The 21,804-nt window shown below is 69.2% G+C and carries 23 protein-coding genes; 11 read left to right on the forward strand and 12 right to left on the reverse strand.

Annotated elements, in window-relative coordinates; all coding sequences use genetic code 11:
* Positions 1-75 precede the first annotated feature (75 nt).
* The 3 genes from ACFP3H_RS07900 to ACFP3H_RS07910 form a co-directional block, all read right to left on the reverse strand.
* Entirely contained in the window at positions 76-1,029 is a 954-nt protein-coding gene (locus ACFP3H_RS07900; RefSeq protein WP_378601736.1) for a lysophospholipid acyltransferase family protein, read from the reverse strand.
* A gap of 4 nt (positions 1,030-1,033) precedes the next feature.
* Complete coding sequence (locus ACFP3H_RS07905) at positions 1,034-1,852, reverse strand: GNAT family N-acetyltransferase (RefSeq protein ID WP_378601738.1); 819 nt, start codon at positions 1,850-1,852, stop codon at positions 1,034-1,036.
* 199 nt (positions 1,853-2,051) lie between these two features.
* On the reverse strand, positions 2,052-3,413 hold the full coding sequence (locus ACFP3H_RS07910) for an NAD(P)/FAD-dependent oxidoreductase (protein WP_378601741.1): 1,362 nt from the start codon (positions 3,411-3,413) through the stop codon (positions 2,052-2,054).
* A gap of 145 nt (positions 3,414-3,558) precedes the next feature.
* On the opposite strand from ACFP3H_RS07910, the gene ACFP3H_RS07915 reads away from it, so the two are divergent.
* From ACFP3H_RS07915 to ACFP3H_RS07925, 3 genes are read left to right on the forward strand one after another with little or no spacing between them, the layout of a single operon-like run.
* Entirely contained in the window at positions 3,559-4,410 is an 852-nt protein-coding gene (locus tag ACFP3H_RS07915; protein WP_378601744.1) for a LysR family transcriptional regulator, read from the forward strand.
* 44 nt (positions 4,411-4,454) lie between these two features.
* A complete protein-coding gene (locus ACFP3H_RS07920) occupies positions 4,455-4,697 on the forward strand; it encodes a ribbon-helix-helix protein, CopG family (RefSeq protein WP_378601747.1) in 243 nt (80 codons plus the stop codon).
* Entirely contained in the window at positions 4,694-5,128 is a 435-nt protein-coding gene (locus ACFP3H_RS07925) for a type II toxin-antitoxin system VapC family toxin (RefSeq protein ID WP_378601750.1), read from the forward strand. The genes ACFP3H_RS07920 and ACFP3H_RS07925 overlap by 4 nt, the downstream gene beginning before the upstream one ends.
* 38 nt (positions 5,129-5,166) lie before the next feature.
* On the opposite strand, the gene ACFP3H_RS07930 is transcribed toward ACFP3H_RS07925, so the two are convergent.
* The 6 genes from ACFP3H_RS07930 to ACFP3H_RS07955 all read right to left on the reverse strand — a co-directional run bounded on the left by ACFP3H_RS07930 (position 5,167) and on the right by ACFP3H_RS07955 (position 10,575).
* Positions 5,167-6,678 carry a serine/threonine-protein kinase gene (locus tag ACFP3H_RS07930; protein WP_465263752.1) on the reverse strand — a complete coding sequence of 504 codons (1,512 nt, stop codon included), beginning with the start codon at positions 6,676-6,678 and terminating at the stop codon, positions 5,167-5,169.
* Between the two features lie 37 nt (positions 6,679-6,715).
* Complete coding sequence (locus ACFP3H_RS07935; RefSeq protein WP_378601755.1) at positions 6,716-7,051, reverse strand: hypothetical protein; 336 nt, start codon at positions 7,049-7,051, stop codon at positions 6,716-6,718.
* A gap of 120 nt (positions 7,052-7,171) precedes the next feature.
* Positions 7,172-8,140 (reverse strand): aminoglycoside phosphotransferase family protein, encoded by a 969-nt coding sequence (locus ACFP3H_RS07940; RefSeq protein ID WP_378601758.1) that lies wholly within the window; start codon positions 8,138-8,140, stop codon positions 7,172-7,174.
* Between the two features lie 422 nt (positions 8,141-8,562).
* Positions 8,563-8,697 (reverse strand): hypothetical protein, encoded by a 135-nt coding sequence (locus ACFP3H_RS07945; protein WP_378601761.1) that lies wholly within the window; start codon positions 8,695-8,697, stop codon positions 8,563-8,565.
* A gap of 99 nt (positions 8,698-8,796) precedes the next feature.
* On the reverse strand, positions 8,797-9,753 hold the full coding sequence (locus ACFP3H_RS07950; protein ID WP_378601764.1) for an electron transfer flavoprotein subunit alpha/FixB family protein: 957 nt from the start codon (positions 9,751-9,753) through the stop codon (positions 8,797-8,799).
* Positions 9,754-9,789: 36 nt separating this feature from the next.
* Positions 9,790-10,575, reverse strand: coding sequence for an electron transfer flavoprotein subunit beta/FixA family protein (locus ACFP3H_RS07955; RefSeq protein WP_378601767.1), 786 nt, complete (start codon positions 10,573-10,575; stop codon positions 9,790-9,792).
* Positions 10,576-10,762: 187 nt separating this feature from the next.
* Here ACFP3H_RS07955 and ACFP3H_RS07960 point away from each other — a divergent pair, with 187 nt between their 5' ends.
* The 5 genes from ACFP3H_RS07960 (at position 10,763) to ACFP3H_RS07980 (ending at position 15,989) form a co-directional block, all read left to right on the forward strand.
* The gene (locus ACFP3H_RS07960) at positions 10,763-11,551 is read left to right on the forward strand and encodes a methyltransferase domain-containing protein (RefSeq protein WP_378601770.1); all 789 of its coding nucleotides are present in this window, start codon (positions 10,763-10,765) and stop codon (positions 11,549-11,551) included.
* On the forward strand, positions 11,548-13,080 hold the full coding sequence (locus ACFP3H_RS07965) for a 1,4-alpha-glucan branching protein domain-containing protein (protein ID WP_378601773.1): 1,533 nt from the start codon (positions 11,548-11,550) through the stop codon (positions 13,078-13,080). The genes ACFP3H_RS07960 and ACFP3H_RS07965 overlap by 4 nt, the downstream gene beginning before the upstream one ends.
* A gap of 9 nt (positions 13,081-13,089) precedes the next feature.
* Complete coding sequence (locus ACFP3H_RS07970) at positions 13,090-14,343, forward strand: glycosyltransferase family 4 protein (RefSeq protein WP_378601776.1); 1,254 nt, start codon at positions 13,090-13,092, stop codon at positions 14,341-14,343.
* Between the two features lie 38 nt (positions 14,344-14,381).
* Positions 14,382-15,581 (forward strand): PucR family transcriptional regulator, encoded by a 1,200-nt coding sequence (locus ACFP3H_RS07975; protein WP_378601779.1) that lies wholly within the window; start codon positions 14,382-14,384, stop codon positions 15,579-15,581.
* Between the two features lie 171 nt (positions 15,582-15,752).
* On the forward strand, positions 15,753-15,989 hold the full coding sequence (locus ACFP3H_RS07980) for a hypothetical protein (RefSeq protein WP_378601782.1): 237 nt from the start codon (positions 15,753-15,755) through the stop codon (positions 15,987-15,989).
* On the opposite strand, the gene ACFP3H_RS07985 is transcribed toward ACFP3H_RS07980, so the two are convergent.
* Entirely contained in the window at positions 15,990-16,517 is a 528-nt protein-coding gene (locus ACFP3H_RS07985; RefSeq protein ID WP_378601785.1) for a DUF1440 domain-containing protein, read from the reverse strand.
* Between the two features lie 100 nt (positions 16,518-16,617).
* On the opposite strand from ACFP3H_RS07985, the gene ACFP3H_RS07990 reads away from it, so the two are divergent.
* Entirely contained in the window at positions 16,618-16,980 is a 363-nt protein-coding gene (locus tag ACFP3H_RS07990; protein ID WP_378601788.1) for a SpoIIAA family protein, read from the forward strand.
* Between the two features lies 1 nt (position 16,981).
* Here ACFP3H_RS07990 and ACFP3H_RS07995 read toward each other — a convergent pair whose 3' ends face one another.
* A complete protein-coding gene (locus tag ACFP3H_RS07995; protein ID WP_378601791.1) occupies positions 16,982-18,274 on the reverse strand; it encodes a putative glycoside hydrolase in 1,293 nt (430 codons plus the stop codon).
* A 149-nt stretch (positions 18,275-18,423) separates the two neighbouring features.
* On the opposite strand from ACFP3H_RS07995, the gene ACFP3H_RS08000 reads away from it, so the two are divergent.
* A complete protein-coding gene (locus ACFP3H_RS08000) occupies positions 18,424-19,425 on the forward strand; it encodes a polysaccharide deacetylase family protein (protein WP_378601795.1) in 1,002 nt (333 codons plus the stop codon).
* 176 nt (positions 19,426-19,601) lie between these two features.
* On the opposite strand, the gene ACFP3H_RS08005 is transcribed toward ACFP3H_RS08000, so the two are convergent.
* Positions 19,602-20,894 (reverse strand): outer membrane protein assembly factor BamB family protein, encoded by a 1,293-nt coding sequence (locus ACFP3H_RS08005; RefSeq protein WP_378601798.1) that lies wholly within the window; start codon positions 20,892-20,894, stop codon positions 19,602-19,604.
* Positions 20,895-21,033: 139 nt separating this feature from the next.
* Between ACFP3H_RS08005 and ACFP3H_RS08010 the strand changes: the two genes are divergently transcribed.
* On the forward strand, positions 21,034-21,771 hold the full coding sequence (locus ACFP3H_RS08010; RefSeq protein WP_378602611.1) for an acyltransferase: 738 nt from the start codon (positions 21,034-21,036) through the stop codon (positions 21,769-21,771).
* The last annotated feature ends 33 nt before the right edge of the window (positions 21,772-21,804 follow it).

Consider the following 21,804-nt stretch of genomic DNA (forward strand, 5'->3'; position numbering starts at 1 on the left):
CACCCATCCCGAAAAAGACGAACCGGACACCGCACACGCGGCATCCGGTCCGTCCCGAACCTGTTCCCACCGTGGTTACCGGACGGTAGCTCCCGCCGGTCGACGCACCGGCGCCTGCTCCCCCACCGACGGATCCTGCACGCGGGTATTGCCCGCCTCGATCCACCCGATATCGGCCACCCCGTGCCGGGAACGGTCGGCGCCACGCACCGCAGTTTCACAGCGCCGCGCCAGATCCCGCCGATCCAGGCCGGGATGTTCGCGCGGTTCCAGCACGATCTCGGCGATCACGCCCCGACTGCGCAGCACCCGCTTCGCGGACTCGGCGAACGTGTCCGTGCCGACGAAACCCGGTACGGTGCACGGCATTCCGTCGCGATCGAGGTAACGAAGACGCACCGGCTGGACCGCCGTGGCGGTGTCGATCGCGGCCTGGAACAGGGCGGGCCGCAGCGAGCCGTAGGCCCGACCGCACCAGGTGGTGCCCTCGGGGAACACCACGATCCGATTACCGGCGCCCAACCGCTGCGCCACCTGCCCGACCACACCCGGCAGCTCACGCAACCGCGCCCGCTCGATCGGGATCACCCGGGTCATCCGGGCGAGCTTGCCCAGCAGCGGCCACTCGACCATGTCGGCGCGCGCCACGAAACTGACCGGCTGCACGGCCGCCAGCGCCACCACGTCCGCCCAGCCGATGTGACCGGCCACGATCATCACCGGGGTGCCGGTATCGGCGAAACCCTCCGCCGACCGCTGCTCGGGCACCCGGTTGTCGATGACCCGCAACCGCATTCCCAAGCAGCGCAACGCCGTTCGGGCATAGCGCCGCTGCACCTGCTCGCGGCGCGCCTTCGGGGTGAGCACGGTGACCACCGGGAAGCTGAGCACCAGCCCGGCGATCCCGGCCAGCCGGGCCACCATGACGGTGGGCCCGACCTCGTCGGTGGGTTCGATGCACCCCGGCCCACAGGGGCTCGACGGCATCCACGAGTGGGTGGCGGTGGCGGGCGGCGCGTCGAACACCATGGGTTTACTTCCCGTCGAAATTGGCGGCCGCGCTCTGCAGCCGCTCCAGGTACCGGGTATTGATGGTTTCCATGCCCAACAGGGCGACGAAATCGGCGACGGCGAAGTCGGGATCGTGGGCGGGTTCGCCGCAGATCTCGGCGCCGAGGCGCAGGTAGCCGCGCAGCAGCGGCGGCATCTTCGGGCGACGCGGCGGGGTCAGCTCGTCGAGGGTGAGCCCGTCGACGACGACCGGGTTGTACGGCAGCACACGGCGTTCGGGGTCACAGGCGTGCCGCCCGAGCAGCTGATCGCGCACCCCGCGCACGTTCACCCCGGCCGGATCCTGCGGGGTGTCGCGCATCGGCACCGACACGCACCCCATCACCCAGTCGTAGCCGGTGAGCTGGATGTAGTGCAGGATGCCCGCCCACATGAGGGTGAGCACCGAACCGTTGCGATGATCGGGCACCACGCACGCCCGGCCCATCTCCACGATCCGGTTCCCGGTGGGGTCCAGGCGGCTGAGGTCGAATTCGGTGGCGGTGTAGTACCCGCCCGCCGCGGCGACCCTGTCCGGCGGCAGCATGCGGTAGCAGCCGACGAACTGGCCGGAGAACTCGTCGCGCACGAGCAGGTGGTCACAGTGCTCGTCGAAACGGTCGGCGTCGAGGCCCGCACTGTTCTCGGGCAGCTGGAAACCGGGCTCGGCGGCGAAAACCTGATAGCGCAGGCGCTGCGCGGCCTCGCGGTGCTCGGCGTCGGACGCGACGACCAAGGAGTACCGCGACTTCCCCACCCCGGAGTCCGGCGCCGGGGCGGTCAACACGGACGAAATGTTCATACCGCTGATGAAGCCAGGCCGAGCTGGCATCGGGGCGACGCGTCAGTGTCGGGCTCGTGCCGGTTCGGTGAACGAGACGGAGGTCACACCGGACGTTCACCGAAAGGCCGCCCATCGTTCGCCCACCTGCGGGTTTCTGGCCGAAAACGCGAACGACCCGCCACGGTGGGCGGGTCGTTCGACGGTATTCGGGGTCGGGTCAGACCCGCACGCGCTCGCGGCGTTCGGCCTCGCGCTGGGCGTGGCGACCCGGGCCGTCGCTCTCGAACTTCGAGTCGCTGACCGCCTTCTCGACCACGGGCTCGGCCTCGAACGCGGGACGCGGCGTCGACTCGCCCACCTCGTCGAATCCGGGACGCGCGGTGCCGATGAACGCCACCAGCCACCCCGCGACCGCCGCGAACCGGTTGCGGAACCCGACCAGGTACATCAGGTGCACCGCCAGCCACATCGCCCACGCGATGGTGCCCTTGAACGTGACGCGCTCGTTGAGCTTGACCACCGCGCTGAACCGGCTGATCACCGCCATGCTGCCCTTGTCCCAGTAGACGAACGGCGTGCCCGCGTCGATCTTGCGGCGGATGATGTCGGCGGCGTGGCGACCCTCCTGCATGGCCACCGGCGACTGGCCGGGGTAGCCGTTGAGCGAGGTCATGTCGCCGATGGCGAAGATGTCGGCGTGCCCACCGACGGTCAGGTCGGGGTTGATCAGCAGCCGGCCCGCGCGGTCGGTCTCGGCGCCGGTGGCCTCGGCCAGCAGCGTCGCGAACCCGCCTGCCTGCACACCGGCCGACCACACCACGGTCTCGGCGGCGATCCGGCGCTCCAGGCCGTCCTTGTCCTTGACCGTCACCTTGCCCCCGTCGATATCGGTGACGAAGGTGCCCAGCAGCACCTCCACACCGCTGTCGGTGAGCGAGGTCTTCGCGTACTCCGAGAGCCCACCACCGAACGGCGGCAGCACCGCGCCCGCACCCTCGACCAGGGTCACCGAGACCTTCTGGTGGAAGTGCCGCCTGGCCAGCTCCGAGATCTGCCCGGCCACCTCGACGCCGGTCGCGCCCGCGCCGACCACCACGAAGCTGAGCAGCCGCTGCCGGGTCGCCTCGTCGGCGGTCTCGGCCTCGGCGAACACCCGGGCGATCTGATCGCGCAGGCGCTCGGCGTCGTCGATGGTCTTGAGCGAGAAGGTCTTCTCGGCGAAATCGTCGCGGCCGAAGTAGCTCTGGCTGGCGCCGGTGGCGGCGATCAGCGAGGCGTAGGCGATCTGGCGGGGGCCCTCGGCGGTCTCGTAGGTGAGCACCGCGGCCTCGGCGTCGATCCCGACGACCTTGCCGAGGCGCACGTCGATCTCGGGGTGGCGGCGCAGTACGTTCTTGATCGGCGGCGCGATCTCCTCGGGCGCGAGCACGCCGGTCGCCACCTGGTACAGCAGCGGCTGGAACAGGTGCTCGGGCGTGGCCGAGATCAGTACGACACCGACTCGTGACTTGGCCAGTTGCTTGGCGGCGGCCAGGCCACCGAAGCCCGAACCGACGATGACGACATCTGTGTGTTCCATGATCACTCGCTCCAAGATCGCGTTCCAGATCGGCTGTAAGTCCTTTCCTATGAGTAAACGCGATGCGGAACGCAGATGTTTCCACTGCCTGGGCGCATACTGGAGATGACTCTTATCTTGATCACTAATCAATGGGAGGTACCTGGTGGAACTTCGACAGTTGGCCTACTTCGTGGCGGTCTGCGAGGAGCTCAGTTTCAGCCGCGCCGCCAACCGCTGCTTCATCTCACAGTCCGCGATCAGCCATCAGATCGCGAGACTCGAACGTGACCTCGGCGCGCAACTGTTCGAACGCACCACCCGCGCGGTCGTACCCACCGACGCCACCCTGCGCCTGCTCCCGCTCGCCAAGCAGATGCTGAGCCTGGAGTCGGCCATCCGCGCGGCCGTGCGCACCACCGGCCCGCGCATCCGACTCGCCGCCAACATGTCCTTCGCGGCCCCGTCGCTGTCGGCCATCGCCACCGCGCGCGCCGCCCACCCCGACGCCGAGATCGAATACGTGATCAAGCCGTTCCGCCAGCGGATCACCGCCGTGGCCGACGGCGACTGCGACCTGGCCCTGATCCGCGGCAGCGTCGACCAGCCCGGTCTCGCCGTCGAACAACTCTGGGTCGAAGACCTCGTGATCGCCATCTCGAGCAGCCACCCCCTGGCCGAACGCGGCGCCGTCACCCTCGCCGACCTCGCCCCCTACCCCCTGCTCCTCCCTCCCGAACAAGAACAGGTCCTGCTCCACACCCTCATTCGCACCGCCTTCGCCGACCTCCCCACCGGCCCCACCTTCGGCCCACCCATCCCCCCCGACCACACCGCCACCATGGAACTGCTCAACCGCCCCGAATCCTGGACGATCCTCTACGAGGGCCCCACCAAGGGCCTACTCACCCTCGACCTCACCGACCACCGCCTCCGCATCCCCGTCTCCGCCGTCCTGCGCGAAGACGCCCGCGAGAACCCGATCATGCAGACCCTCCTGGACGCACTGCACCACTGATCGCACACACTGTGGCGCCGGTCACGGGTGGTACCCTATATTGCATGATCAAGACGACCGTGTACCTCACCGAGGAAATCGAGGTCCGGCTCGACGCCGAAGCCGCCGCGACCGGGGTGAGCAAGGCGGAACTCATTCGACGGGGGATCGCCATGCTGCTCGATGCCTCCGATCGACCGAAGCTCGACGGCCCGTTGCCGATCTTCGACAGCGGTCGATCACGCAGTGCCGAGGAAATGAACGACGCCGTGTACGACCACATCAAGACCAGGTCGTCACGCCGGTGATCGTTGTCAGCGATACCTCAGCGTTGTTCGCCGCCTTCGATAGAAGCCAGGCAGAGCATGGGCCGTCGCTGCGGGTCATGGAGACGGAGACTTTGCTGATCTCGCCGCTGGTCCTCACCGAACTCGACCGCCTGGTACATCGAGATCTCGGCTTCGACGCCGCGATGCAGGTCACCGACGCACTGATGAGGCGTCTGCTCGACGGCAGGTACAAACTCGAGGAGCTCAAACCCGTCGACCTCGACGCGGCACAAACAGTTCGAGCGAAATACGAAGGTCTGCGACTCGACCTGGCCGATGCGGTAGGAGTCGCGCTCGCGGACAAATATCGCACCAACAGCATTTTCACGCTCGACCAGCGTGACTTCCGTGCGATCGAACCTTTGACGCCGGGCATGAATGCCTTCCGCATACTGCCCGCCGACCTTTGACAACTCCCGCCCCGCTACGCCACTGAGCGCGGGCCGGATCATCGGCGGTTCGCGCGCAATGCCTTGCGGTAGCGGACCCAGCGGCCGGTCGAGGCGGTGCACGCGCACACGATGACAGCGATTGTCAGCGCGGCGCCGATCGGTACGAGGGCGGCCGCCACGTAGACCTTCTCAGCCAGGGCTGCCACGGTCGCGCCGATGGCGTACAGCACGACGGGAACGGCCACGATCACCGTCATCACGCGGCCCGAGGTGCGGCCCCGCAGCATCAGCGTTCCGGCGGCGAGTGCGAGAAGGCCACCGCAGCCGAGGATCGCGATGCCGATGGCGTTTCCGTCCGTGTTCTGCCCCGCCGCGCTCGCCTGATCAGTCAGGTAGATCGCGAAAACCGTCATCGCCAGTGCGAGGCCACCGATCAGCAGCGCACCGATACCGGCGATCGTCGCGGTCACCCGCGAGGGCGGGCGTCCGGGCTGGTACCCCGCGAACGGTGCGGGCGCGAATCTCGGATCCGCCACCGCCACCCCGAAACCCGGCCGCGCAGCCGCATACGCCGACTCCGGCCGGTGCACCGCGTTCGGATGCGGGAACTGCCCACCGGACTCGAAGCGCGGCCGGGCGGGATGGACCCGGGCGTGCTCGCCGGAGCCGACCGGTGGTCGCTGGGGGTCCGCCCAGGGTTGCCACACGGTCGGAGTCGCGAGGTGTCTGCCTGCCAACACCTCTCGCACCGCCTCGGTGAATTCCGTTGCGCTGCTGAATCTCTCATCGCGTCGCTTGGCCATCGCGCGGGCGATGACGCTGTCGATCGCGGGTGGGAGATCCGATCTGATCGCACTGAGACGCGGGACCGGTTGCGACAGATGGGCCGCGACGACCTGGCCGGGATTGGTGGCGGTGAAGGGCGGATGGCCCGCGTACATCGCGAAAAGGGTGCAGGCGAGGGAGTATTGGTCGCTGCGGTGGTCGACGACCTCACCGGAGAGCTGTTCGGGCGAGGCGTAGGCCAGGGTGGCGGTGAAGGTGCCGGTGGCGGTGAGCTGGGTGGCGGCGGTGGTCACCCGGGCGATGCCGAAATCGGTGAGTACCGAGCGCTGTTCGAGTCCGCGATCGGCGTCGGCGATCAGAATGTTGCCCGGTTTGACGTCGCGGTGCAGCACACCGTGCCGGTTGGCGTAATCCAACGCCGCCGCCGTCTCCCCGATCAACCGCGCCGTGACCCCCGGTTCGTGCGCCCGCGCATCCCAGTCGGCCGCGTCCGACCCCCGGATGTACTGCATCGCGATCCACAGATACCCGTCGTCACTACCCCGATCGAACACCCCCACGATCCCCGGATGATCCAGCTGCGCAACAACATCGGCCTCCCGCTCGAACCGACGCTGCAGTTCGGGATCACCGGAGAACTCGCGACCGAGCAACTTCAACGCGACACTGCGCGGCAGCCGGGGATGCTCGGCCAGATACACCGTCCCCATCCCACCCCGCCCGAGCACCCGCTCTACCCGATACCCAGCGAACCTCGCCCCCGTTTCCAACACAACGTGCACGCTACCCGCCCGGCCGCCCGGCGACCCAGAGCGCTCACTAGGCCGGACAGTACGCCGAGCCGACATCAGCGCCGACCTCGCACAGCAGCCACCGCAGCACGAAATTCGACCCGGGGTCGGCGGAGCCGAGTTCGGTCGATCCCGAGTCCGCGATGGGACCGATCGGGGTACACGGATAGGCGCTGGAACCGGTCAGATTGCATGCCAACAGGTGTCCCATGAACGTCGCGAGCATCACCCCGGCCTGCACCGCGTCGACGACCGCGCTTCCGGTATCGGAGCTGCCGCTCCGCGCGGGCTCCGCCGACGCGACACCGCCCGCACCACCGATCATTGCCGCGACGAGCATCCCCGCCACCACCGATTTCCGCATTCGACCCTCACTTCCACCGGCACGACGCACCGTCGCGCCCAGTGTGAAACACATTCACCTCACAGTGCGGGAAATGGGTGCCCCGAAAAGCAGGGGCACCGCGACGATCAACGAACGGGGTCACGCGAACGGCAGGTCCGCCAGAGCGTAGGCGACTGCGGTGTGCAGGGCGAGCATGGTGGGGTCGTCGTCCTCGATCGCCCAGGTCACCTCCTCGACGGCGCGGATGAGGGCCCATGCTCGGGCCCGGTCGGGGTCCACGGCGAGCGCCGTCGCGGTCGTGGCGACGACGGTGGCGGCGTGCTCGCGGGTGGGCGTGGACTGGACCTGGATCATCACCAGGAATCCGGCGTCGAAGGCGGCCTCGCCGAGGCAGGGCTTTGGGTCGATGAGCAACCACGGTTCCCGTTCGGCGGCAAGGATATTGCCGAGGTGGGTGTCGCGATTGACGATGAGCAACGGGCCCTCCGGCGTCGCCAGTTCGGCACACCGGCGGTTCACCACCTCACGCAGGGGAGCCGAAAGCACTTCGGCCAGAAGCGAATTCGGGTCGTCGAGCCGTGCGCGTAATCCCGCGACCAGATCGGTGGCGAGCGGCAGCGGCGGGTACCCCGGGGGCACCGTCGTCATCGGCCGACGCAACCGCCGATAGAGCGCACACGCGAGCGCCACCTTCTCAACATTCTCCGGGCGCCCCTCCGAACTCGGAAACCCCGGCTGGGCAAGCAATTCGGCCCCCGGCACCCACTCGAGCAACAGCGCCCCACTGTCCCGATCGAAGTCGAGCAACCGCACCGCCCCGTCCCCACCGTAGGCATACAGCGCCGTCGCCTCCGCAACGTTCTCCCCGTCGACCATCGGCACCTTCAACACCACACCCTCCCCGTCACCCCGAAACGCCAACGCGACATACGCATGCGTCCCACCCCGGAACGGCGGCGAAAAATCCCGCAACCCCCACCGCGCCGCCAACCCTGCGACAATCCCCGGCAACTCCCCGATCCACCGCTCCCCCGCCGCCCCGAACACGGCCCGCACAGTCACCTCGACCTCGACCGGCAACACCACCGGAAACCGTCCCAACGACATCACCCCACCCTGCCTACCCCAGCCCGCCCGGTCAACGTGCGCCCGAACCGGCCGTTCAGCTCACCCAGCCGGAATCCGGTCGACAGTCCGGTGCCCCGGCTGAAGAATTTCGGCAGGACCAATGGACCCCACGCCGAATTCCCCGACGGCTACGAAGTCTCTTCGCCGCCACCTGGGCGGGGGTGTTCGACGGCGAGAGCACTTCGCCGACCAGCACCGTGTCGGCGGCTCGCACATCGGCCCCCGGCGGCAGGCAGCGGTGCACGAGGAAGTCCGGGGTGACGAAGTCGGATTTTCCTGTGTGGCCGAAGAAGACGTTCGTCTCGAGGTTCGCCCGCCAGCACCGTTGGGAGTGCGTGGAAGTGTCGTCTCGGGCGCACCGATCGATCTCATTGGTCAGTCGGCGCGTCGCTGTCTGATGCTCACCCGGCCCCGTCGCACACGACACGCCCATCCCACAACTCGATCTGATCGGCGATCTCCTCGGGAAGCTGCTCCAATTCCTCCCACGTCATGAATTCGGGCAGGTCAGGCCGCTCAACACCGGGCAGGAACATAGCGCCATGATAGGCCCGACGAACACCGACGGCCCGCGAAGCCTGGTGCTTGGGCAGCACCAGGTTTCGCGGGCCGAGGTCAGCTCGAGCGGGTGGTGATCAGCCCTTGTGGGCCTTGACCGCTTCGGTCAGCTGGGGGGCGACGTTGAACAGGTCGCCCACGATGCCGTAGTCGGCGATCTCGAAGATGGGAGCTTCCTCGTCCTTGTTGACAGCGACGATGGTCTTCGAGGTCTGCATGCCGGCGCGGTGCTGGATGGCGCCGGAGATGCCGAGGGCGATGTAGAGCTGGGGGGAGACGGTCTTGCCGGTCTGGCCCACCTGGAACTGGCCCGGGTAGTAGCCGGAGTCGACCGCGGCGCGCGAGGCACCGACGGCGCCACCGAGCGAGTCGGCCAGCGCCTCGACGACCGCGAAGTTGTCGGCGGAACCGACACCGCGACCACCGGAGACGACGACGCCCGCCTCGGTCAGTTCGGGACGGTCGCCACCGACGATCGGCTCACGCGAGACGACCTTGACGACGCCGTCTTCCTGCGCCGGCACCTCGACGGCGACCAGCTCACCGGCACCGGCCTGCGGCGCGGCTTCGATGGAACCGGGGCGCACCGAGATCACCGGCAGGTCGCCGGTGGCCTTGGCGTCGACGGTGAACGCGCCACCGAAGATGGAGTGGGTGGCCGAGCCGTCGGCGTTGACGCCGATGACGTCGACGAGCAGACCGGAGCCGATGCGCGCGGCGAGGCGGCCCGACACCTCCTTGCCCTCGGCGGTGGCGGCGACCAGCACGGCGGCGGGGGCGGCGGACTCGGCCAGGCCGGCGAGCACGTCGACCTTCGGGGTGACCAGGTAGCCCTCGATGTCGTCGGACTCGGCGACATAGATCTTCTCGGCGCCTGCGGCGGCCAGCGCGGCGGCCAGCTTGTCGGCGGTGCCTGCCGGGCCGGTGACGACGGCGGCGGGCTCGCCCAGGGTGCGGGCGGCGGTGAGCAGTTCGGTGGTGACCTTCTTGACCGCACCGTCGGCGTGCTCGACGAGCACAAGTACTTCAGCCATTGTTCTTTCTCCTTGGAAGTCTCGGACGGCGCCGGATCAGATGATCTTCTGACCGATGAGGTAGGACGCGATCTGGTTGCCGCCCTCGCCCTCGTCCGCGATCTTCTCGCCCGCGGTGCGAGCCGGCTTGGGGGTGGCGGCGGTGACCTGGGTGCCCGCGTTGGCGACACCGACGGTCTCCGGGTCGACGCCCAGGTCGGCCAGGGTGAAGACCAGGACTTCCTTCTTCTTCGCGGCCATGATGCCCTTGAAGGAGGGGAAGCGGGGCTCGTTGATCTTCTCGGAGACCGAGACGATCGCGGGCAGGGACGCCTCGAGCTTGAAGACACCCTCGTCGGTCTCGCGCTCGCCGGTGATCTTGTCGCCGTCGACGGTGAGCTTGCGCAGGTGGGTCAGCTGCGGGATGCCGATGTACTCGGCGATGATCGCGGGCACGGCACCGGCGCGACCGTCGGTGGCCTCGTTACCGGCGATGACCAGCTCGACGCCCTCGACCTGGCCGAGCGCGGCGGCGAGCACGTAGGCGGTCTGCACGGCGTCGGAGCCGTGGATCGCCGGATCGTTGATGTGGATGGCCTTGTCGGCGCCCATGGACAGCGCCTTGCGGATGGCCTCGGTGGCGCGGTCGGGACCGGCGGCCAGCACGGTGACCTCGCCGCCCTGAGCCTCCTTGATCAGCAGCGCTTCCTCGACGGCGCGCTCGTTGATCTCGTCGAGCACGGCGTCGGCGGCTTCGCGATCGAGGGTGTAGTCACCATCGGACAGCTTGCGCTCGGACCAGGTATCGGGGACCTGCTTGATGAGTACGACGATGTTCGGCATCGGTCTTCGCCGACCTCCTTCTGGGGACACGTATGTGGTGGGGCCGCACGAGCTGCGCCGTACGTCCGGGTGAGATTTGTAGCTCAGTTCGGAAGACTACCCTACGCTAAGTTACTCGTGGGTAACCTACTTGCGCAAGAGGTCCCTGGGTCCCGCCCGAACCGGCGGTACCAGTAACCTCGGAGCAATGAGCGAGGCTGTGATCCCTGCCGCACCGGTGGCCGCCCCACATGAACCACTGCCGTTGACCGGCGAGCGGACCGTGCCCGGCATCGCCGAGGAGAACTACTGGTTCCGGCGCCACGAGATCGCCTACGCCCGACTGCTGGACCGCTGCACCGACAAGGACGTGCTCGAGGCCGGTTCGGGCGAGGGCTACGGCGCCGACATGATCGCCGGCGTCGCCCGGCGTGTCACCGGCGTGGACTACGACGACGGCGCCGTCGCGCACGTGCGCGCCCGCTATCCCCGCGTGGAGATGATCCAGGGCAACCTCGCCGCGCTGCCGCTGGCCGACGAATCCGTCGACATCGTGGTGAATTTCCAAGTGATCGAACACCTTTGGGACCAGGGTCAGTTCCTGCGCGAATGCCTGCGCGTGCTGCGCCCCGGCGGACAGCTGCTGATCAGCACCCCGAACCGGATCACCTTCTCCCCCGGTCGCGACACCCCGCTCAACCCCTTCCACACCCGCGAACTCAATGCCGCCGAACTGACCGAACTGCTGGTCGAGGCCGGTTTCACCGTCTCGGAGATGCTGGGCGTGCATCACGGCGCGAGCCTGCAAGCCTTGGACGCCAAGCACGGTGGGTCGTTCATCGACGCGCAGATCGAGCGCGCGCTGGCCGGACAGCCGTGGCCCGCCGAGCTGACCGCCGATGTCGCGGCCGTGACCATCGACGATTTCGAGCTGCGCGCCGGCGAGATCGACGCGAGCCTCGACCTGGTCGCGATCGCCGACAAGGCACCGCGTTGACCGATTCGCGCTCCGCCGTGCCGGGCCAGTTCACCCTGGTCCTGCACTCCCACCTGCCCTGGCTGGCCCATCACGGGCGCTGGCCGGTCGGCGAGGAATGGCTCTACCAGTCCTGGGCGGCCTCGTATCTGCCGCTGGTCGAGGTGCTGAAAACCCTTGCGGCCGAAGGGCGTTCGCATCTGCTGAGCCTGGGCATCACGCCCGTGCTGGCCGCGCAGCTCGACGATCCGCACTGCCTGGCGGGCATGCACCACTGGCTGGGCAACTGGCAGTTGCGCGCCGACGAGGCGTCGATGGCGGGCAATGTCGCGCTCGGCCGTCACGAACATCGGCTCGCCGCGACGGCCCTGACCGAATTCGAGCGGGACTGGCGCCACGGCGGTTCGCCGGTGTGGCGTTCGCTGATCGACGCCGACGCGATCGAACTGCTCGGCGGCCCGCTGGCCCACCCCTTCCAGCCGCTGCTCGACGCGCGCCTGCGCCAGTTCCAGCTCACCGAGGGCCTGGCCGACGCGCGCCAACGCTGGGGCTCGACCCCCACCGGCATCTGGGCCCCCGAATGCGGTTACACCCCCGGCATGGAGCGCAACTACGCCGCCGCCGGGATCACCCACTTCATGGTCGACGGTCCGTCCCTGCGCGGCGACACCTCCCTGGGCAGGCCGGTGCGCGAGTCCGACGTGCTCGCCTTCGGCCGCGACCTGGCCGTGAGCTACCGGGTCTGGTCGCCCAAACAGGGCTATCCGGGCCAGAGCGCCTACCGCGATTTCCACCATTACGACCACGCGACCGGCCTCAAGCCCGCGCGGGTGACCGGCAAAACCGTCGCCGGACCTGACAAGGCCCCTTACGATCCCGCACTGGCCGCCGAGCAGGTGACCCGCGACGTCGCCGACTTCGTCGAGACCGTGCGCGCCCGGCTCCTCGAGGAGTCCGCGCGCATCGGTCGACCCGCGCTCGTGGTGGCCGCCTTCGACACCGAACTGTTCGGCCACTGGTGGCACGAGGGCCCGCAGTGGCTCGAGCAGGTCCTGCGCGCGCTGCCCGAGGCGGGCGTCACCGTCGGCACCCTCGCCGATGCCCGCGCGGGCGGGTTCGTGGGCGAACCCGTGCAGCTCAACGACTCCTCGTGGGGTTCGGGCAAGGACTGGCGGGTGTGGGCGGGCGACCAGGTCGCCGACCTCGTCGAGCTCAACGCCGAGGTCGTGCAACTGGCCCTGGACACCCTCGACAAGGTCCGCCGCGACGACGCGCTGCGCGACCCGGTCGCCGACCAGTTGCTGCGTGAGGCGATTCTCACGGTGTCCAGCGACTGGGCGTTCATGGTCAGCAAGGACTCCGCCGCCGGTTACGCCCGCGATCGGGCCCACCAACACGCCCACGCCGTGCGCGAGCTCGCGGAGGCGATCGGCGCCGGACAGTTCGCCAAAGCGCGACGTCTCGCGGCAGGATGGAACACGGCCGACGGATTCTTCCCCGGGCTGGACGCGCGGCGGTTGCCGACCGCTGTCCCGGCGGCCGCCCCGTAAAGGATTCGCATGAAGATTTTGATGGTGTCGTGGGAGTACCCGCCGGTCGTGGTCGGCGGGCTGGGTCGCCATGTCCATCACCTGGCCGTGGAGCTGGCCGCGGCCGGGCACGAGGTCGTGGTGCTGGCGCGGCGGCCGACGGGCACCGATTCGGTCACCCATCCCACGCACTCCTACATCGCCGACGGCGTGCTCGTCGTCGCGGTGGCCGAGGATCCGCCGTGCTTCGACTTCGGCGAGGACATGCTCGCCTGGACCCTGGCGATGGGGCACGCCATGGTCCGCGCCGGGGTGGCACTGGGCAAGCCCGGCGTCGGTGAGGGCTGGACGCCGGATGTGGTGCACGCGCACGACTGGCTCGTCGCGCACCCCTCGATCATGCTCGCCGAGTTCTACGACGTGCCGCTGGTCTCGACCATCCACGCCACCGAGGCCGGACGCCACAGCGGGTGGGTGTCGGGTCGGGTCAACAAGCAGGTCCACTCGGTGGAGTGGTGGCTGACCAACGAGTCCGACCAGATCATCACCTGCTCGACGTCGATGCAGGACGAGGTCGAACGGCTCTACGGACCCGAACTGGCCCCGATCACGGTGATCCGCAACGGCATCGACGTCGCCTCCTGGACGTTCCGCGCCCGCGCCCCCCGCTCGGGCCCGCCGCGACTGCTCTACGTGGGCAGGCTCGAATACGAGAAGGGCGTGCAGGACGCGATCGCCGCGCTGCCCCGCATCCGCCGCGCCCACCCCGGCACCACGCTGACCGTCGCCGGGATCGGCACCCAGTTCGAGTGGCTGCGCGAACGCGCCCGCGTGCACCGGGTCGCGCGCGCGGTGAACTTCGTCGGCAGCCTCGGCCACGACGAACTGCTCGGCTGGCTGCACGGCGCCGACGCCATCGTGCTGCCGAGTCGCTACGAACCCTTCGGCATCGTCGCGCTCGAGGCCGCCGCCGCCGGTGTGCCACTGATCGCTTCCACCGCAGGCGGTTTGGGCGAGGCGGTGATCGACGGCGTCACCGGCGCCTCCTTCGAACCCGCCGATATCGACGGCCTCGTCGACGCCGCCCGCGCCGTCCTCGACGACCCCGCCACCGCCCAGGACCGCGCCTACACCGCCCGCGAACGGCTCACCGCCGACTTCGCCTGGGACGTGGTGGCCGCCGAGACCGCCCAGATCTACACCGTCGCCAAGCGTCGTGTGCGCACCGGTCTCGGTCGTCCGGTCATCGACGAGCGTCCCCTGCCCGAACGCGATCCGAAGTAGCGCCGACCCAGCCGGTCCGCTGGGGGTAGATTCAGCGGGTGCCCGGTCCTGAACCCGATCCCGTCGTCGTCGGACTAGCGGCGGCGTTGCGCGAGCAACTCGACGACTACGTCGACGAACTGGCCACCCACACCCAGGAACAGATCGCCCTCTACCGGGCCGTGCCGCGCGAGGTCCTCGCCGCGACCCTGCGCAAGAACAGTCTGCGCACCCTGGATCGGCTCCAATTCGATGTGCCGCTCGATCTTTCGGCCGCCCTGCAATCCGCGCGCGAGCGCGCCGCGATGGGAATCCCGCTGCCGGAGCTGCTGCGGGCCTATCACCTGGGGTTCTCCCTGCTGTGGCAACGGCTGGTCGACCTCGCGCGGGCGGCGGGTCATCGCGAGACCGAGGCCCTGCTCAGTGCCGCCGCGGATCTGTGGAAGATCAACGACGAGATGAGCACGGCCGTCACCGATGCCTATCGCGACGAGATGGCGACTCGGATGGTGGCCGAGGATCGACGCCGCTCCGCGCTGGTCGCGGCCCTGCTCGATGGCGCCGCGGGCGATCAGCAGACGGCCTGGGAGATCGCGCAGACCCTCGGCCTGCCGTTCGAGGGCAGTTTCCTCGTCGTCGCGGCGGAGGCCAAGCCCATCGTCGACAAGCCCGGTGTCCACCTCGAGGATCTACTGCGCAGGCGGGGCACCGCGTCGGCCTGGCGCTCACAACCCGACCGCGAGGTCGGCATCATCTACCGGGGCCACCGGCAGTCGGTCGGCGAGATCCTGGCGGTGGTCGCCGGCGCGACCACCGCGCGGGTCGGGGTGAGCCCCGAGTTCGAGCGGCTCGACAAGACGCCACGGGCGGCCCGCTTCGCCCGGACGGCGCTCGAGACGATGCCGTCGGGGTCGGTGGGGATGAACCAGGTCACCGATACCGCGATCAGTGATCTGGTGGTCGGCAACCTCGACTCGACCCGGCTGTTCGTGTGGCGGGTCCTCGGCAAGATCCTGGTCCTGCCCGACAGCGAACGCAGCACCCATCTCGCCACCGCGAACGCCTGGCTGGACGCGGACGGTTCGGCCTCGGTGGCGGCGAACGCGCTGTACTGCCACGAGAACACCGTGCGCTATCGCATCCGCAAGCTCGAGGAGCAGCTCGGCATCTCGTTGAGCAATCCGACCCGGCTGGCCGAGATCGTGGCCGCGTTGCAGGCGATCAACGCGTTTCCCAGTCTGGCGATCTCGCCGGAGTGAGTTCAGGGCCGTCCTGACCGTTTTCGATGTCCGTTTTGTCCGTTATTGTTGAACGCACAACACCGGGGCCGATTTCGTGTTTCCCAATACAACAGGTCCGCCGCGCACCGCCCATAGGATTTTTGGGGCAGGCAAAACCCCGATATATGAATCCCAGCGGAGGCCTTCGACATGAACCAGCCATGGTCGATTCTCGCTCGCGGCCGCGCGGGTGGTCATCATGATCCACGCGCCGCGGCCACCCGGTTCGTCATCGAGCGGGTGGAGTCCACCGGCGCGGCGACCCAGGACGATTTCGACATCGACATGATCGTCGAGACCGCGCGTCAGCAGATCGACGACTGGAACATCCAGGCGATGCCCTCGGCCGACTTCTGGCGGATCGCCGCGATCTGCATCAAGGGCTGATCAGCGCCGGAGCAGGCGAAGACCCAGCGTCATCGTGGCGCCGAAGACGGCGTGACTGGTCGCCTCCCAGCAGACCGCGGACAGCGGCATCCGCCACAACGGCGGTTGGACGCCGAGCAGGGGCAGCAGCGAGGCGTGGGTGAGGCCGTAGAGCGCCAGGCCCGCGGGGATGCCCGCGCCGCGGTTCAAGCCCGGGTGACGCTGCGTGGCGAGCCCGTAGGCCGCCCCCAACACCATGCCGAAGCCGTAGTGGATGCCGTGTTGGATCGCGATCTTCTGGTGGGTGTCGAGGGTGGTGCCGAAGCCGGTCTCGGCGATCTTCTCCGCGATCACCGCGGGCGGCATGTTCTCCGGGTGGCCGCTCGGGTCCGCGCCGACCAGGTCCTTCTGGGCGGGCGTCGGCGGAAATCGGCTCTCGAAGAACCGCTGGAGCGGCGGTTCGCTCGCCGCTTTCACCGCCGAGGCGACCAGCGAGACGACCGCGCCCTGCACCGCCGGACGGACCAGCGAACCTCCGCGTGTGGCCATACGTCACGCTACTGCGGCGCGGTTCATCCCGGACGGGTGACGCGCGGGGCTCGGTTCGCCTCTAGGGTCTGGACCACTGCCGTCGATGCGAGGAGAGCCGATGCCGCTACAGCCGATTGCCGATCTGCCCGTCGCGACCATCGGGTTCCGGGCCAGCGGGACGGTGACCGCCGAGGACTACACCAGCGTGCTCGACCCGGCGATCCGCAAGGCCGTCGAGCACGAACAGCCGATCAACCTGGTGTACGTGCTCGGCGCCGACTTCGACGGGTACTCGTTGCGGGCGATGGCCGAGGATCTGGAGTTGGTGCGGGTGCCGAGGGACATGTGGGGGCGGATCGCGCTGGTCACCGACCATCGGGCCCTGGGCGAGGCCGTGCACCTGATGCGGTTCCTGATACCGGCCGAGGTGCGGGTCTTCCCCCTGGACGCGGAGGACGACGCGCTCGCCTGGGTCCAGTGACTCAGGCGGGCTGGAGCCCACCGGCGTGGTAGCGGGTGGCGGCGTTCCAGAGGAAGAAGCTGTCGATGCCCGCGTCCCTGGTGGCGTCGATCTGGGCGCGCAGTTCGGCGTCGCCGTAGGTGACGCCCAGGCTGAAGTCCTGTAGCCACGGCGCGACCTCGGCCCCGGTGCCCGCGGTGGCGGCGGTGAAGTCGCGCAGTGAGCGCAACACGATGTCGTAGGGCTGACGGTTCGGGTCGGCCACGCCGTACTCGCCCGGACCCCAGTGCGACGGGTAGATCATCGGGGCGACGAAGTCGACGCTGCGGGCCATGAGCGGGATGTCCTGGGCGATCTCGTCGGGGCGGGTGGAGGCGATGCCGTAGACCGCGGCGCTCACATGGGCACCGGCCGCGTGCACGGGGTAGCGGCTCTGGGCGAGGAACGCGGCGATGGCGTTGCCGGGGGTGGTGGTGAGGCCGGGGAAGTTCATGCTGGTCAGGCTGCCGTCCGGGCGGCGGACGTAGTCGTACATGACGCCGTCGAAGCCGAGCTGCGCGGCTTCGACCGCGAGATCGATATTGTATTGCCGCACAGCGGGTTCGGCGAAGTTGGTGAAGGCGATCGCGCCGTAGTGGCTGGAATAGGGGCGCCCGGACGGGCTCCGGACGACCCAGTCGGGGCGACCGTGGTGCCAGGCCCAGTCGGCGAGGGTGGGGTCACGGAAGGCGACGATGCGGCCGACCACCTGCAATCCCATGTCGTGCAACTGCCCGAGGGCGGCGCGAGCATCGTAAATCGTTGTGGCCGCGCCGGATTCGCGGGCGAGAGGGACCTGCGAGTCGTAGCCGACGACGCCGTCCTCGTCCTTGATGTCGAGCTGCACGGTGTCGATGCGGCCCTCCCGGGCCAGGTCGAGGATCGATTCGCGCAGACCCTCGTGCGACCAGGCGAGAGCGGTGACGTGCACGGCGCGCATTCGCGGCAGCGCGATCGCGGTGACGGCGATGCTGCTGGCCCGATTGCCCGCCGCGTCCACCGCGACGACCTCGAAGGCCGGAGCCCACGGCACCGTCAGCTCGAACGCGCCGTCCGCGGCCGGTACGACCTCCTGCGATCCGATGGCGATCCGCACGGCGTCGACGGCCGTCCCGCGCACCACGACCGAATCACGGTAGGAGCCAACCGGATTCACCGGCGCCACCTGCAAGGTCGGTGGCGTGGTGTCGGCGACCGGGTGGGTCGCGGACCGATTGAGGGTGAACCCCGCCACCAGCAGTAGCGCGAACAGGGCACCGAGGGCGGTGAACGCCACCCGTCGCCCACCCGACCGGAGTCGCACAACCAACGCCCACACCAACTTCCACTACGTCGTCCCGCCCACTATGGCGCAGCGACCGCGACGGCTGTCCGACTTTCGACAAGATCGACTCGAACCCGTTGCCGCGCCGTACCATCGGCCTGATGATCGGCGGCGCGAACACGATGGTCCGACTCTGCACGGGACTCGCGCTCGCCGCGATCCTCACCGCCTGCGCCACCGAGACCGCACCGATCGCGGCCACGCAACCGGCACCCGCCCCCACCACGACCGCGCCCCCGAATCCGGCCGAGATCGGCGCCAACGAACTGGGTTTCGTGCCGGTGCTGATGTATCACCAGATCACCGCGAACCCGGTCGGCGAATACGACCAGACGCCCGCCGAATTCCGCGACGAACTCGAACGGCTCTACCACGAGGGCTACCGACCGGTCACCGCCGCGCAGTACATCGCCGGCGCGATCGACCTGCCCGCGGGCACGCATCCCGTGGTCCTCACCTTCGACGACTCCACCGCGAGCCAGCTCCGCTTCACCGAGACCGGTGCGGTCGCGCCCGACTGCGCGGCGGGCATCCTCGCCGAATTCGGGTCCCGCTACCCCGATTTCGGGCCCGTGGCCACCTTCTACGTCAACAACGAGCCCTTCGGCGACCCGCGCGCCCTGCCGTGGCTGGCTGCCCACGGTCACGAAATCGGCTCGCACACAGCCGATCACGCCAACCTGGCGAGCTTGGATCCCGAGGGTGTGCAGCGCCAACTGGTCCAGAACATCCGCGCGGTGACCGCAGCGGTGCCCGGAATCACGGTGCGCACCATGGCATTACCGCTGGGCATCTACCCCCGCGATCACGCCATGGCCGCCGCCGGACACTGGGACGGCACCTCCTACGCCTTCGACGCCGTCATGCTCGTCGGTGCCGACCCCGCCCCGTCACCGTTCGGCGCCGTAGACCCCGGCGGCATCCCCCGCATCCGATCAGGTCTCGGCGAGGTCCCCTTCGACTCGGCCCACTGGCTCGACTGGCTCGCCGCCAACCCCGACCAGCGCTACACCGCCGACGGCGACCCGACCCGAATCTCGTTCCCCCAACACCTCGCCACCGAACTCGCGCCCCGCTTCGCCGATCGGGCCAGCACTTACTAGCCCGGAGCGGAGAGATCGCCGAGGCGGGTCATGACGACTTCGCCATCGCCGCCGATCGAAGTGCCCGCGCCGGGCCGACACCTAATGGTCCGACGCGACGCCGAAGGTCTCACCGAGGCCGGCCACGACGACTTCGCCTTCGGGGCCGATCGAGGTAGCCGTGTTCCGGCCGCCGCCTACCGGTCCGGGGTGAAGGCGAAGATCTCGCCGAGGCGGGTTGCGACGACGACTTCGCCTTCGGGGCCGATCGAGGTGCCGGTGGTGGTGCCGGTGGCCTCGGGCAGGGGGTCGGAGTCGACGGTTTTGCCGGTGGCGGTGTCGAAGGTGATCAGGTTCAGGCCCGCGCCGATCGCGGCGACGGTGTAGCCGACCTCGCCCGCGGCCTGGGCGGGGGTGCCGCGAAGGGCGAGATCCTTGCGCTCCCAGGCGATTTCGACCGTGTCGCCCTTGTCGCGCAGGGCGCTCAGGTAGCCCTCGTCACCGGCGGGGATGATCAACTCGCCCGCGACGGAGATGCCGCCGGTGGGCGTCCAGTTCAACGGCTGGACCCAGCGGGTGGTGCCGTCGGCGGTGTCCAGGGCGATCAGGCGCTTGCTGTTGTCGCCGATGTAGACGGTGTCGCCGTCGGCGGACAGGGCGGGGCTGGTGGCGCTGCCGCCGGTGAGGATCTCCGCGCTCCATAGCTGGGTCACGGTGCCGTCGGCGTAGCGCATCGCGCGCAGGGCCGCGGCGGGCTTGCCCGGCTCCCACACGGTCACGAAGAACCGGCCGGTCGAGGGGTCGACGGCGCTGGTGTTGGCGACGGCGCAGCGGGGGCCGCCGGTGCGGCAGTCGTCGAGGCCGTCACCGGAGGCGGGGCGGGTGAGGCCGGGGTACTTCAGGAAGTCGGGCTCGCCGAGCAGTTGCAGGGTCGACACCACGCGCGCGCCGGTCTGGCGGCTGAGCACGTCGACCTGGCCGGACTGGGTCACGGTGAGCACATTGCCGTCGCCGGTGAACTGGATCGCCACCGGCACGCCCGCCACGGGAGTGCGCCAGCGCGGCTGACCGAGGTAGTTGAACGAGTTCACCGCGCCGTCGTCGCCGACGTAGACGTTGCTCACTCCGTCGAGCACGGTCGGCGCCTCGATCGTCGAGGGGCCCAGCGGGTTGCAGAAGCGTTTGCGGCCGGTGCGCATCTGGAAGGAGAAGATCGCGCAGTTGCCGGTGCTCGTGGTGACGAACATCTGGCCCTCGGCGCCGATCGTCAACGGTTGGGCGATCGGGCCGCCCACCGGACGCGACCAGCTCAACGACATCGCCTCCGCGCCCGTCACGGGGCTGGTGCCGGCGTTGGTGGCGTCGTGATGCGGTGCGGGCCAACCCTTTCCGGCGCCGACGGTGATGTCGTCCACGTCGGTGCCGCACCCGGCCAGCGCCACCACTCCGGCGGCAGCGAGTGAGGCGACGACGCGAGTTCGGGTTCGCACCTGCTGATCTCCCTGTTTCCTCGGGGTATGGCTCGGTAAGTGTGCCCTGCGAAAGTACTCTGTGTACCCGATGACCGAATCGCCGGGGCCGACCCGACGATCACCGTCCGCGGCCGAGGGAGAGTAGTTCGTGACGAGCATGTGGGGCGCGCCGCTGAGCGCGCGCTGGCGCGGAGCGCGCCGCCGCGATCCGCAGCAGGCCCGGTTCCTGACCAGGGACTCGCTGCGCTGGGTGCTCGCCAACCGCGCCTACACCCCCTGGTACCTGGTGCGTTACTACCGTCTCGCCAAGTTCCGGCTGGCCAATCCGCATATCGTGCTGCGCGGCATGGTCTTCCTCGGCCGCAATGTGGAGATCCACGCGACGCCGGAGTTCGCGCGCATGGAGATCGGCCGCTGGGTGCACATCGGCGACGGCAACGCCCTGCGCTGCCACGAGGGTTCGCTGCGCATCGGCGACAAGGTCGTGTTCGGCAAGGACAACGTGGTCAACACCTACCTCGACATCGAGATCGGCGAATCCACCCTGGTCGCCGACTGGTGCTACATCTGCGACTTCGACCACCGCATGGACGACATCACCATGCCGATCAAGGACCAGGGCATCGTGAAGAGCCCCGTGCGCATCGGCCCCGACACCTGGATCGCCGCCAAGGTCACCGTCCTGCGCGACACCCGCGTCGGCCGCGGCTGCGTCCTGGGCGCCCACGCGGTGGTCCGCGGCGACGTCCCCGACTACAGCATCGCCGTCGGCGCCCCCGCCAAGGTCGTCAAGAACCGCAAGGTCGCCTGGGACTCCGCCGCCGACCAACGCGCCGCCTACGCCGCCGCCCTCGCCGACATCGAACGCAAGAAACAGGCGGCGTCCCAGCCATAACCGGAACCCGCTGTCACCGTCACGACCCGTGTC

The organism is Nocardia lasii, assembly GCF_042658545.1.
GTDB classification, from domain to species: Bacteria; Actinomycetota; Actinomycetes; order Mycobacteriales; family Mycobacteriaceae; genus Nocardia; species Nocardia lasii.

Excerpts from the sequence above, each read along its gene's own strand:
- ACFP3H_RS07955 (WP_378601767.1), bottom strand. The coding sequence starts at position 10,575 with ATGCCGAACATCGTCGTACTCATCAAGCAGGTCCCCGATACCTGGTCC.
- ACFP3H_RS07990 (WP_378601788.1), top strand. The coding sequence starts at position 16,618 with ATGCCGCTACAGCCGATTGCCGATCTGCCCGTCGCGACCATCGGGTTC.
- ACFP3H_RS07900 (WP_378601736.1), bottom strand. The coding sequence starts at position 1,029 with ATGGTGTTCGACGCGCCGCCCGCCACCGCCACCCACTCGTGGATGCCG.
- ACFP3H_RS07940 (WP_378601758.1), bottom strand. The coding sequence starts at position 8,140 with ATGTCGTTGGGACGGTTTCCGGTGGTGTTGCCGGTCGAGGTCGAGGTG.
- ACFP3H_RS08000 (WP_378601795.1), top strand. The coding sequence starts at position 18,424 with ATGATCGGCGGCGCGAACACGATGGTCCGACTCTGCACGGGACTCGCG.
- ACFP3H_RS07985 (WP_378601785.1), bottom strand. The coding sequence starts at position 16,517 with ATGGCCACACGCGGAGGTTCGCTGGTCCGTCCGGCGGTGCAGGGCGCG.
- ACFP3H_RS07920 (WP_378601747.1), top strand. The coding sequence starts at position 4,455 with ATGATCAAGACGACCGTGTACCTCACCGAGGAAATCGAGGTCCGGCTC.
- ACFP3H_RS07950 (WP_378601764.1), bottom strand. The coding sequence starts at position 9,753 with ATGGCTGAAGTACTTGTGCTCGTCGAGCACGCCGACGGTGCGGTCAAG.
- ACFP3H_RS07935 (WP_378601755.1), bottom strand. The coding sequence starts at position 7,051 with ATGCGGAAATCGGTGGTGGCGGGGATGCTCGTCGCGGCAATGATCGGT.
- ACFP3H_RS07945 (WP_378601761.1), bottom strand. The coding sequence starts at position 8,697 with ATGTTCCTGCCCGGTGTTGAGCGGCCTGACCTGCCCGAATTCATGACG.
- ACFP3H_RS07960 (WP_378601770.1), top strand. The coding sequence starts at position 10,763 with ATGAGCGAGGCTGTGATCCCTGCCGCACCGGTGGCCGCCCCACATGAA.
- ACFP3H_RS07905 (WP_378601738.1), bottom strand. The coding sequence starts at position 1,852 with ATGAACATTTCGTCCGTGTTGACCGCCCCGGCGCCGGACTCCGGGGTG.
- ACFP3H_RS08010 (WP_378602611.1), top strand. The coding sequence starts at position 21,034 with ATGTGGGGCGCGCCGCTGAGCGCGCGCTGGCGCGGAGCGCGCCGCCGC.
- ACFP3H_RS07970 (WP_378601776.1), top strand. The coding sequence starts at position 13,090 with ATGAAGATTTTGATGGTGTCGTGGGAGTACCCGCCGGTCGTGGTCGGC.
- ACFP3H_RS07980 (WP_378601782.1), top strand. The coding sequence starts at position 15,753 with ATGAACCAGCCATGGTCGATTCTCGCTCGCGGCCGCGCGGGTGGTCAT.
- ACFP3H_RS07910 (WP_378601741.1), bottom strand. The coding sequence starts at position 3,413 with ATGGAACACACAGATGTCGTCATCGTCGGTTCGGGCTTCGGTGGCCTG.